General features: G+C 46.7%; 8 protein-coding genes. 2 read left to right on the top strand and 6 right to left on the bottom strand.

Annotated features, from left to right (window positions below):
- Positions 1 to 167: 167 nt before the first annotated feature.
- Entirely contained in the window at positions 168 to 620 is a 453-nt protein-coding gene (locus FCL48_RS10005) for a Fur family transcriptional regulator (RefSeq protein ID WP_136872140.1), read from the top strand.
- Between the two features lie 178 nt (positions 621 to 798).
- Entirely contained in the window at positions 799 to 2,985 is a 2,187-nt protein-coding gene (gene katG, locus FCL48_RS10010; protein ID WP_136872141.1) for a catalase/peroxidase HPI, read from the top strand.
- 254 nt (positions 2,986 to 3,239) lie between these two features.
- Here the strand turns inward: katG and FCL48_RS10015 are convergent, their stop codons facing one another.
- The 6 genes from FCL48_RS10015 to FCL48_RS10040 form a co-directional block, all read right to left on the bottom strand.
- Complete coding sequence (locus FCL48_RS10015; RefSeq protein ID WP_136872142.1) at positions 3,240 to 6,470, bottom strand: AsmA-like C-terminal domain-containing protein; 3,231 nt, start codon at positions 6,468 to 6,470, stop codon at positions 3,240 to 3,242.
- Between the two features lie 446 nt (positions 6,471 to 6,916).
- Positions 6,917 to 7,621 carry a phosphate ABC transporter ATP-binding protein gene (locus FCL48_RS10020; RefSeq protein WP_136872143.1) on the bottom strand — a complete coding sequence of 235 codons (705 nt, stop codon included), beginning with the start codon at positions 7,619 to 7,621 and terminating at the stop codon, positions 6,917 to 6,919.
- Positions 7,622 to 7,625: 4 nt separating this feature from the next.
- Entirely contained in the window at positions 7,626 to 8,504 is an 879-nt protein-coding gene (locus FCL48_RS10025) for a PstA family ABC transporter permease (protein WP_136872144.1), read from the bottom strand.
- Positions 8,501 to 9,361 (bottom strand): PstC family ABC transporter permease, encoded by an 861-nt coding sequence (locus tag FCL48_RS10030; protein ID WP_240744809.1) that lies wholly within the window; start codon positions 9,359 to 9,361, stop codon positions 8,501 to 8,503. Before FCL48_RS10030 ends, FCL48_RS10025 begins: the two co-directional genes overlap by 4 nt.
- Entirely contained in the window at positions 9,358 to 10,185 is an 828-nt protein-coding gene (locus FCL48_RS10035) for a phosphate ABC transporter substrate-binding protein (RefSeq protein ID WP_136872145.1), read from the bottom strand. Before FCL48_RS10035 ends, FCL48_RS10030 begins: the two co-directional genes overlap by 4 nt.
- Positions 10,186 to 10,513: 328 nt before the next feature.
- Positions 10,514 to 11,653 carry a cysteine desulfurase family protein gene (locus tag FCL48_RS10040; protein WP_136872146.1) on the bottom strand — a complete coding sequence of 380 codons (1,140 nt, stop codon included), beginning with the start codon at positions 11,651 to 11,653 and terminating at the stop codon, positions 10,514 to 10,516.
- Between the last annotated feature and the right edge of the window lie 127 nt (positions 11,654 to 11,780).

The following is an 11,780-nucleotide window of genomic DNA, read 5'->3' on the forward strand; positions in this document are numbered from 1 at the left end:
TATAAGAAAGTTCCTGCTGTACCGTTCGCCAGAAGCTTTGATAACACTATTTATCAATAGGTTACACAGAATGCTTCCTCACGACATAAAGTTCAAAACAGCTGTTGACTAATACTAGATGGTGTTTAATTATTAAGTAGGAATGCATTCCTAGTTAGTGTGGAACTATGAAGATAAATAACAAAGAAATTGAAGAACGGGTAAAGCACTTCGAATCGGTTTGTCGTAGGGAAGGAATAAAACTGACCCATCAGAGAATCGAAATTTTTCGAGAAGTTGCCCAAACCGGCGATCACCCAGACGCCGAACAGGTATTTACAAGAGTCAAAGGCCGTATCCCAACGGTTTCTCTTGACACGGTATACCGAACGCTCTGGTTGCTCAAGGATCTGGGCTTAGTTGTCCCTATCGGTTCAAGCCGGGAGCGTACACGTTTTGATGCGAACCTGAGTACACATCATCATTTTGTCTGTGGCAGCTGTGGCTTTACCCGAGACTTTTATAGTAGTGATCTTGATAACATACAATTACCTGATGCGGTAACCAGTTTTGGCCAGATAGAGGCGACCCATGTTGAGGTGCGAGGTGTCTGTCAAAAATGTGCGAAAAAACAGAAGTGAACTCATTTTTGCAATACAGCAAAAAGGTCCCGCCAGGTGATTTTTATGGTTTTACTATGGAGGTATTTGAAAATTTCTCTGCTTTATCTCTAATTGTTGTAGTGGTCGGTAGTCTGACCTTCCTGGGTTTACAGGAGAGTTGGACGATTCAACTTCAAACAGAAAGGGAGGTGGCTTTATGAGTGAAATGAAATGCCCGGTAACAGGAGCATCAAGTAAAAGTGGCGCGGCCAGCAGGTCCAATCGTGACTGGTGGCCCAACCAATTGAGTCTTGACATGCTCCGCCAGCATTGCCCAAAATCTAACCCTATGGGTGAGAATTTTAACTATGCTGAAGAATTCAAAAGTCTTGACCTTGCAGCTGTAAAAAAAGATCTACATAAGCTGATGACGGATTCACAGGACTGGTGGCCAGCGGACTACGGTCACTATGGCCCTTTTTTTATCAGGATGGCCTGGCATAGTGCCGGCACCTATCGCACCAGCGACGGACGGGGTGGTGCAGGAACAGGAAATCAACGTTTTGCCCCGGTGAACAGTTGGCCGGACAACGTCAACCTGGACAAGGCGCGCAGGTTGCTCTGGCCCATAAAACAAAAATATGGGCGAAAAATATCCTGGGCCGATCTGTTAATTCTGACGGGGAACGTTGCCCTGGAGTCAATGGGCTTTAAGACCTTTGGTTTTGCCGGTGGTCGTGAAGACATCTGGGAACCCGAAAAAGATATCTACTGGGGTGCCGAGGATGAATGGCTCGCCACAAGCGATAACCCGAAAAGCCGTTATAGCGGGGAACGTGATCTGGAAAACCCCTTAGCTGCCGTACAGATGGGTCTTATCTATGTAAACCCTGAAGGTCCGGATGGTAACCCCGATCCAATTGCATCAGGTCGTGATGTGCGTGAGACTTTTGCACGAATGGCAATGAACGACGAGGAAACGGTGGCACTGACAGCCGGAGGGCACACCTTCGGCAAATGCCACGGTGCAGGTGACCCGGCGCTGGTTGGGCCTGAGCCGGAAGCTGCCGGATTGGAGGAGCAGGGGCTTGGCTGGATATGCAGTCATGGCACCGGTAAAGGTGGCGATCAGATCGGCAGTGGTCTGGAAGGCGCCTGGAATCCTACGCCGACTAAATGGGACATGAAATATCTGGACATGCTCTTTGGCAATGACTGGGTACTGACCAAAAGCCCGGCGGGCGCTCAGCAGTGGACACCAAAAGAGGCAACGGATAAAAATCTAGCCCCGGCCGCCCATGACCCGAAAAAACGGGTTCCCATCATGATGACCACCGCCGACATGGCCATGAGGATGGACCCAATCTATGAGCCGATTGCACGTCGTTTCCATCAAAACCCCGAAGAGTTCGCAGACGCCTTTGCCAGGGCATGGTTCAAACTGACCCACCGTGACATGGGGCCCCGTGTCCGTTATCTCGGCCCTGAGGTTTCAGAGGAAACACTTATCTGGCAAGACCCGATCCCTGAAGTCGATCATGAGTTGGTCAATGAGAGTGATATTGCCGCATTGAAGACGAAGATTCTTGGATCCGGCTTATCCATTTCCGAACTGGTTTCAACGGCCTGGTCATCTGCTGCAACTTTTCGTGGTTCCGACATGCGCGGCGGAGCCAATGGAGCCCGCATACGTCTGGCACCGCAGAAAGATTGGAGTATCAATCAGCCGGAACAACTCGCCAAAGTTTTAAAAACTCTTGAAGCTATAAAAGCTGATTTTGGCAAGACAGTCTCCATGGCTGACCTGATTGTACTTGCCGGGTGCGCAGCGATTGAACAAGCCGCAAAAGATGCTGGCCATCCCGTGAAGGTTCCCTTCACCCCCGGCCGCATGGACGCTTCGCAGGAGCAGACCGACATCCTGTCTTTTCAGCCCATGGAACCGGAAGCCGATGGTTTCAGAAACTACCAGAAGACCAAATACACAGTGTCTGCAGAAGAGTTGCTGGTTGATCGTGCACAACTGCTCACCCTGACACCACCTGAGATGACCGTTCTCCTGGGTGGCATGCGTGTCCTGAACGCCAACTTTGGTGGTACTCAACACGGTGTGTTCACCAAGCGGCCAGGAACGCTCACCAATGATTTTTTTGTGAACCTGCTTGATATGGGGACAAAGTGGAAACCAAGTTCTGAGGATAAGGACCTCTTTGAAGGCAGTGATCGCGTGACAGGTGAGCCAAGATGGACAGGGACCCGGGTGGATCTGGTCTTTGGCTCCCACTCCGAGTTACGTGCTCTGTCAGAAGTCTATGCAAGTTCAGATGCCCAGGAAAAGTTTATCAATGACTTTGTTGCAGCCTGGAACAAGGTGATGAACCTTGACCGCTTCGACCTCAAATAGACGAGACAGCGACCAAGGACAGGTAAAGTAAAACGTATTTATTGAGGTAGATTGTCAGGAAAAACTACTTATAAAAATCAGAAAGAATACCTGAAAAAAATCTGCCAGCCAGAACGCAGCGTTTCAAATCAATCTGAAACGCTGCGTTTTTTTGTATCCATGTAAAGCTTATCAGCAGAAAAAGACCACAATACTTGTCGCGGGTATTTTCCAGAGATTCTATATCGCCTGCATATTCAAACGTATTCTTTTTTTTAAGGGCTCTTTTTTTCTTCAGCTGGCGAGTTGAGTATTTTTCCTCCAAGATGAAACGGTAATTTCAATGTGCGGTAAAGAAGTTCAGCCGGATAAACAACAATATTTTTCAGCACAGAATAGTCCACCTGCGGATCATTGAGCTCACCTGTGATTTTCAAGCTAAGGGATTCATCCTCATTTTTCCCGGCAAGCAGATATCCGACAATGGGAATTTTACCTATATTTTTACCTGCCTGGGTTTTAAGATTGACATCCATATCAATCGTCTGGTCTGCAAAATTTATCGATCCCATCCCCTCTGCATGCAACGCAGGAGAAAGTATTTCAAGTGACTGGACTGTGGCGACCTTATCTTTGAAGAGTATTCCGGCCAGCACTGAATCTATGGGAAGCCCTTTCAGGTTATATTCGGGTAGCGAAAGCGTCACCAGAGCTGGAATTGTATCGAGAAAAGCCATGACATTATTGACAGTAGTCAGCTGACGTAAACGTGTATTCTTAATCTCTAATATAGCGGAAAACTCATCGACGTCTCCCTTGGCTGTCACTGACATTGCACCACCCTGAAAATTTGAATTTTCAATAAGGGCACCCATAAATCTATCGTCGAGACCTGTACCGTTTAAAAGAAAAGTACCATCTTCTAATTCCAGTGATATCTTCCCTGGGCCATGAACAAGGTCCATTTGAAACTTGCCGTTGATACGTTCTACTTTGATGGAGTCTGCCAGGATCCGACTGTTTGGCCCGAGGTACAACTGACTATCACTGGCCTCAAGAGAAAGAAAAATTGGTTGAGCTGGAGTTTCATTTTTTTCCGTATCTGTCTGAGCCTGGGGAGGCTCCTCCAGTGTCTTTAACATCTTTTGTATTGCAGAAATATTGTATCCCAGTTTTTGAGACCTGAGACGTAGGGTATTGTCAACATATTCAAGCACAAGGTCGTTATTGATCTCTGCAAAGGTGCCTGTATCTGACAGCTGACCGTTGATACTCAGATTCTCTATCGGTATACCGTCTTGAACCAGCAATGAGAACGGGGCTTTGACATTTGCCGAAATGCTGTATGGCCGTTTCCCGTTAATCGAAGACAGCTCCAGACTCCCCTCCTTGATCTTATATTTCTGCAGGATTTTGGACCGACTGTACACCGCTGAAAGGTCACCAAATTTGGCAGACCAGTTTTTTTCTGCATCTGTAGTGATCTGCAAATTAAAAAGCGGGAAGAAAACCAGATAGTTCCCCCCTTCTCCACTGACCTCCAGATCCACATTTTGACCAAGAGTGAGCCTTTCCTCAAGATCCGGATTGGTCACGTCGATTTTCTGCAGGGAAAATCGGCCGCTGCCCTCCTTTCTGTTAAAGAATCCGGCAAGATAACTGTCAAAAAAGCGCCCGTAGCTTATCCTGCTGGAAACAACAGAAAAGATATCATCGCTATATTTAAACCGAGAGGGAAAGAGAGTGACCGGCATTTTACTCAGCTCCCACTCTGCAGTCTCACTGGTGTTGATAATAAGGCCCTGGTCGTACTGAATGTCAACTGCAAGCGCAGAAGTGATTAATTCCAGATCCCCGGTATGATATTGAAGGAGCTTACAGGTGAAATCTGCTTGTCTGTTTTTAATTGAATAATGGCCTGATATTTCTGAACTTATTCCTGGCGGTATGCCTAAATCCACCTTGTCTAGCTGTATTGACAGGTCTTTCTCGTTGATAGGAGCCCGAAATGCACCGAGCTTCAACTCCAATGAATCCAGGAGCCAGGAAGAGGACCGGGCATCAAATACCTGGCCTTTTGGATCAAAATGATAGGCACCACGCAGCGGGTCGCGCTCATCAATTGTAAGCGTGGATTCTCCTAACTTCAGGTTCAACATCTCTAGGGCTATATCCAGATCACCAGCATTTTCCCTTGTGTGAACTGTTCCTGAAACCTGCGCTGTTATGACATCTTCATAGCTGACCTTCAGACGGTCGATCGTAACCTCTGAGTCCGTCAATTGGATATGAGCATCTCGCACCCCATACTTTTCACCGCCCCAGGCGAACATACCCTCTTTAATATCAAAAACGCCTTTTGCCTCGAGTTGTTCGGTATTCAGTACAATGGCGAGTTGCAGATCGGTTGCGGTCGTCCCACCTATCTGTTTGAACGGCAGTGGAATTTCATAGTAATTGAGAAGGTTCAGGATATCATCGTTTGCAACGGCTGTGGTCTTAATATAGGCGGTAAGAACAATATTCTCAGGATTGTTAAAGTTGATATCGACCTTGCTACTGCCACAATCCTGACCGTAAAACGTTGCCCCATGGGGTAAAATTTGAAGTATGCCGTCTTTAAACCTCACCGTGGTAGAACTGGCCTTTATGGCCTCCAACCCTGGGGCAAAGGTGTATTGAGTATCATCAACTCTTACTTCTGCTTCAAGAGTACCAAGGATATCTTCCGGCTTGTTCCATGGGATACTACCCCTTAATGATTTCAGGTGGTAGCGACTCCCTTTGAGATAATCAGTAATCCAGCGTTGAATTTCATGATCTAAGGCAAACAGATCCACGAGAGAATTAATTTCCGTAATCTCTCCTGCCTCTTGCCCAGAAAAAGTAACCTTGTGTTCATCTGCAATAAAACTGACCTGCACAGGAAATCTTTTATGAAGAAGAACTGAGAGGTCTCCGGACAATTCCCCTTGTCGTCCATCCAAGAGCATATTACCCGAGATTTCAGCGTTGAAACGTGTACTGGCTGCGTCGACATTCTTCAAACGAAGGCTTTCTTTTTCAAAAATCAGCTCTGCATTAAAAATAATATTTTCTGATTGCACAGAGAAAATTTGAGAATTATCAGCCTCTCTATACAGATCAATCTCAAAGGTCGCCCCATCTATGACCAGACTGTTGATGTGGAACTTTCGAAACAGCTGTATCAGGAAAGGACTGAACTCAACGGCTTTGCCGATGAACTGGGTTGCGTGTTTTTCTAAATGCCGGGGAGAGGATGGGTCTTTTGCTTTCAGAGAAACATCAGCAATATCGAGCTCAAGTTTATCGTCCCAGATAAGAAAACTCTGAGACAGAGTTATACCGCCAAAGCTCAACTCCTCAAAGTGGACACCCTTTTTAAGAAAATACCCACCAACAGATAAGGTGAGAATAAAACCCAACGAGAAAACCACCACAATCCATTTAACAATTCTCTTTTTTCCGATGCTGCCAGACCCCACTGTTAACTCCGACCTTCAACCTGTAGTATTTCCATAAATTATTCCCGGTCTTCTATCACAGTCTCGCAGAACTTCCTTGCACAGACGTCAAGCGCTCCAGGCCCCACACCATCATTCAATTATTTCTTCAATCCTTCAAAGATACATTGTTGGGTGGATAAATATAAATAATACCTGCTTTCCGAGATTTATTGTAGCAATCATCTGCAGGCAGGTATCTGTAACACTCGATTTTCTGGATCCATCTCCCGGCAGCACGCAATTTTAGCTTGGTTAAATATATAATGGGCTTTTTTTCGCAAATGGGACGAGGTGTTTTGAAGTGATCTTGACGAGTCTGGTTTAATGCTTTGAATCTATAGTGGTTAGCGGACTTGGGTAAATAACCAGCTCTTGTCTGGCAAGCCAGGCAGACGAGCTGCAGTTGTGGTGTTTATATATACAGGTTAAGAAACACGACGAAGTCTCCGGTTTTCCAATTCGTAGACCTGGTCGGCAAGCCGCTGTACCTGGTCCTGATAGTGTGAAACCAGCAGCAGAGTGCAGTTCTCTCTTAACTCCCTGATAAGCTCCTCAATTTTTTCACACGCCTTCCCGTCAAGGGACGAGGTTGGTTCATCGAGAAGGATAATCTCCGGGTCGGATATCAGAGTCCTGGCAATGCACAACCTTTGCTGCTGCCCTCCAGAGAGATTCCGCGCGTCACTGGTCAGGCGATCTTTTACCTCATCAAACAGATGCACTCTTCTCAGCATTATTTCAACTTTTTCCGCCATTTCTTCTTTCTTCATCCCACCCTGAAGTATGAACGGGAAAGCAATATTTTTAAAGACTGTCATTGGCAGTGGATTGGGAGCCTGAAAAACCATTCCGATTAAACGTCTCAACTGGGCGACAGGAATCTCTGTACCGTAAATGTTCACCATTTTTTCGTTAAATCGAACCATGACCTGCCCTTCACAGTCCCCTCCACCATTTTCTTCCCATAAACGGTTAAAAATAGAGAGGAATGTCGATTTCCCCGTTCCTGATGGACCTGTTACCGCAATAATGTTGTTTTCTGGTAAGGATAGATTTATATCCTCAAGGACTACCTTATTCTGGTAGGAAAAACGTACACCTTCAGTAAATATCTTTGTATTGTCTTGCACTGGATTAATATCTCCTGAGCCGCCAGGAAATGGCCTGCTCAATAAGAAAAGCGCTGAGAAACAGAACAGCGCAAACCGTCAGAAGAAGGATGGCAGCCCCAAAACCCATCTGCAATTCCTCGGGGTTGGTATATTGCGACGAAATATAATAGATGTAGAACGGCAGTGCCTCAAATTGTTCAAAAATCGATCGTGGCAGACCTGCGGAAGCAACAACTCCTGTCAGCATAATCACCGCGGTATCCTCAGCTGCACGTCCTATGGCAAGAATAACACCACTCAGAATATCCGGCAGCCTTGTTGGTAAAAGCACATAGCGGATGTTTTGCAGTCGCGTTGCTCCAAGGGCCGGTGCAGTAAGACGCAAAGAGAGTGAAACAGATTCGAGGGCCATCTGCGTGCTCCTGATAAGATACGGCAGAATAAGAAAACCGATAGCCAGGGAGGAGATCAGCAAACATGGCCCCAAACGGCCAGGAAAGGCCCGGTGCAGGATGATAGTGAAGGAAAAGCCCGCAAGACCAACGACAATTGATGGCAGTCCTGCAAGGATATCAAAAAGCACGGTTAATACTTGCCGTATCCAGCCATGACAATATTCTGCCATATAAATTCCAGCAGCTAAACCTACCGGCACCGCGAAGGCCACAGCAAGCAGAACCAGAGCAAAGGTTCCCATCACAGCAGGAAACAATCCATTAAAAACCTGTCTTTTAAGCAGCAAGGCATCAATTGGTGAAACGTTACCAAATATTAATCCTTTACCAAGAACACCAGAGCCACGATGCATGAGGTAAGCCAACATAAAAAAAAGTGCGGTAACCAACAGAAAAACACTTACCCAGGATACACCAAATACGGTTTTTTCAATGATCCTTCTCATGACTGTGGCCTCAAGAGCACCGTAGTCACATAGCGAAGAAGTATAACCACAATCACCGAAAAACCATAAAGGACAAGGCCACAGGCAAAAATTGACTTGAATTCCATGCTGGCAAAGTCTGCTGCGATAACCAACGCGATATGAGCGGTCAGGGTCCGCCCGGAGTCAACGACACTGTGGGGTACGGCTATACTGTTTCCAGCCAGCATAAGACTGATCAGAGTGTCTCCCATTGCCCTGCCAAAACCCATAATGATACCCGCAATAATCGTCGGCCAGGCCTGCGGTAACTGCAGATACAGGAGTTTCTGTATCGGTCGCCCCCCCATGGCATCCACTGCAAGACAATAGCTCTTATCGACGTTGCCAAGTCCATTAACAAAAAAGACAATCATAGTTGGCGCAATCAGCAGTGCAAGAACCAGGGACGCCGTCAGGATATTTAATCCGGAACCGCCGGCGAGTTGCTCACGCATAAAAGGCACAAGGAGGAATACCGCAACAAAGCCATAGATGACAGTCGGTATTCCAGCCATGAATCTGACCATGATCATCACAAGTTTTCTAAACTTTGGCGGTGCAAGAGTTGCGGCAACGAATGCGGTGCCAAGACTTATCGGCAGACTCAGGCACAGGGAGAGAATGGCAATGGCAATGCTGCCGGTCAGCATCGGATAAATGCCATAAATATTTTGTTCAGGCAGCCAATTCTGGCTGAGAAGGACAAAAAACTGGCCGCTTGTTAACAGCGGCCAGCCAAGATATAGCATCATCATAAAGACAGCGATGGTTAAAAAACCGCAACCAAGCGCAGCCAGACGAAAGAGATGAACAGGAAGTCCGGAATGGATTTTCACTTCACTCCAACAAAGCCTTTATCCTTTGCAATTTGCTGTCCGGTCGGACTGAGAAGAAAATCGAGGAAGGATTGAGCAAGACCGGCGGGTTCGCCTTTGGTCAGGCTATAGAGACCTCGGGCTACACCATAGCTGCCGCTTTTGGTGTTTTCAAGATTGGGTACAACCCCATCAAGGGCTACAGGGGAAACAGTGGCATCAATATGACCAACTGACACATAACCAATACTGTATGGATCACCTGCAATGGCAGTTTTCATGGCACCGTTGGAAACAACCACATTGGCTTTTTTGGCTACATCACCACTATTCAAGGCTTTTTTCCAGAAAACCTCGCGGGTTCCGCTTGCAGAATCCCTATCATAAATATTGATCTCCCGGTCCTCACCGCCAACTTCCTTCCAATTCACAATCTTGCCGGCAAAGATATCCTGCAGCTGGCTTGCAGTAAGAGCAGTGACACTATTTTTGGGGTTAACGACAGCCCCGACCCCATCAATCGCCCACTTTACCATTGACAGGTTATAGGTTGCAATTTCTTCATCGGTAGCTTTACGTCCGGCGTTACCAATCTCAACTAACCCCTCTCCGACCTGTTTAATTCCAACACCCGTACCACCACCTGCAATTGTGATACGAATATCAGGATTGCTGGTCATGATCAGCTCGGCGGCCGCTTTCATCACAGGGATATGGGCAGTACCACCTGCAATTTTGAGAATGCCTTTTTGACCGACAAAGGCATCAAGATCATTACTATACGCAATGGTCGTCATCAACAGACACAACATACCGGCAGTGAAAATTTTACTTAGCTTCAGCATAGTTTCTCCCAGAATTGTATTGATTAAAGGTATACACAGGCCTCTTTGTACAATGTTTCTGACTAGCATATGCAATACCTCTTTTCCAATAGTTACTTTCTATAGGTCGCTCGCGTTCAATAGGATCGTCCTATGGGGTATTTCCTTGAGGAAAATTTCTGAGAAATGGAAGTAGTTTCTGATATTATTACATAAAACAAACAGACTCTATGCAGATTGGTTCGCCGGCAATTATGAGGCATACAGTTCTCTCTCAGATCCCGACATGTAAAACCGTTAGAGAGACCAAGACAGTTTCTCAAGAAAACCAAAAAGAGTAAGAAATTTTCTAACGACGCAGACGTTTTACTGCGGCGACAATACTCTCAAGGGCTCGGTCAATCTCTGCAACTGTGGTGTACCTTCCTGTGGTGAAACGCAGGGTCCCCTTCGCCCATTGCTCCGGCACCTGCATGGCTTTCAAGACATGGGAAACCTCCACATGATCTGCGTGACAGGCCGCCCCTGCAGAAGCAGCGACATCAAGGCCAATCTCCTCAAGAAGACGGTTTGCCTCCAGATCGAAAAACGAGACACTACAGGTGTTCGGCAGACGGAGTTTTCGGTGACCATTAAAACGAAGGTCGGTAAGACTAGCAGCTAAGCCATTTTCCAATCTATCGCGCATCTCCTCTAACCGATGAGTAGTGCTTTTCAGCTCTGTTGCCGCCAGTTCGCAGGCTTTACCAAGTCCTACAATTCCAAGCACATTTTCAGTTCCTGCCCGTCGACCATTCTCCTGGCCCGCACCGTGGCAGAAGACTCCACTTTCAATACCATCCCGGATATACAGTGCTCCAACCCCTTTTGGGGCATAGATTTTATGCCCTGCAACAGAAAGAAGATCGACGCCTAAATCATCAACACAAAATGGAATCTTGCCAATAGACTGTGCCGCGTCGGTGTGCATTAAAATACCGTGCCGACGCGCAAGTTGTGCAATCTCTGCAATTGGCTGGATTGTACCTACCTCGTTATTGGCGTGCATTATGGAAATCAGAAGAGTGTCAGGCCGAATAGCAGCCTCCACATCTGAAAGACTGACTAATCCGTCTGCATCAACAGGAACAACGGTGACTGCACAACCGCAAGTCTCCATAAAGCGGCACACTTCAAGGATCGCTGGATGTTCGATACTTGAGGTAATCAGGTGACTTCTTTCAGGATCCCTTTTTCCCCAAAAACTTCTCAGAGCCTGATTATTGGATTCCGTTCCTCCACTGGTGAAAAGAACCTCCCCTGTCATGCAACCCAGAAGCTCGGCAACCTGGGTGCGTGCGCCCATGACTGCCCGTTTCGGGGCGATACCAAACCAATGACTGCTGGAAGGATTGCCAAATTCACTTTTTAAAAAAGGCAACATGGCCTCAATCACTTCGGGGGCGTGGGGTGTTGTACCATTATAGTCGAGGTAAATTGGTAAGGCCATGAGAGTCAACTCCTTTCGCGCGATGTTTCATTGCTTTTTAGATATCACATTTTCAGATTACTTCAGTAACCTGCAATCACAATAATTCACGGTCACAGATAATTGGTAATTTGAGTATAAAATTAAT

It is taken from the genome of Desulforhopalus sp. IMCC35007, assembly GCF_005116575.1.
In the GTDB taxonomy this organism is placed as follows: domain Bacteria; phylum Desulfobacterota; class Desulfobulbia; order Desulfobulbales; family Desulfocapsaceae; genus Desulforhopalus_A.

Excerpts from the sequence above, each read along its gene's own strand:
- FCL48_RS10005 (WP_136872140.1), top strand. The coding sequence starts at position 168 with ATGAAGATAAATAACAAAGAAATTGAAGAACGGGTAAAGCACTTCGAA.
- katG (WP_136872141.1), top strand. The coding sequence starts at position 799 with ATGAGTGAAATGAAATGCCCGGTAACAGGAGCATCAAGTAAAAGTGGC.
- FCL48_RS10025 (WP_136872144.1), bottom strand. The coding sequence starts at position 8,504 with ATGAGAAGGATCATTGAAAAAACCGTATTTGGTGTATCCTGGGTAAGT.
- FCL48_RS10035 (WP_136872145.1), bottom strand. The coding sequence starts at position 10,185 with ATGCTGAAGCTAAGTAAAATTTTCACTGCCGGTATGTTGTGTCTGTTG.
- FCL48_RS10040 (WP_136872146.1), bottom strand. The coding sequence starts at position 11,653 with ATGGCCTTACCAATTTACCTCGACTATAATGGTACAACACCCCACGCC.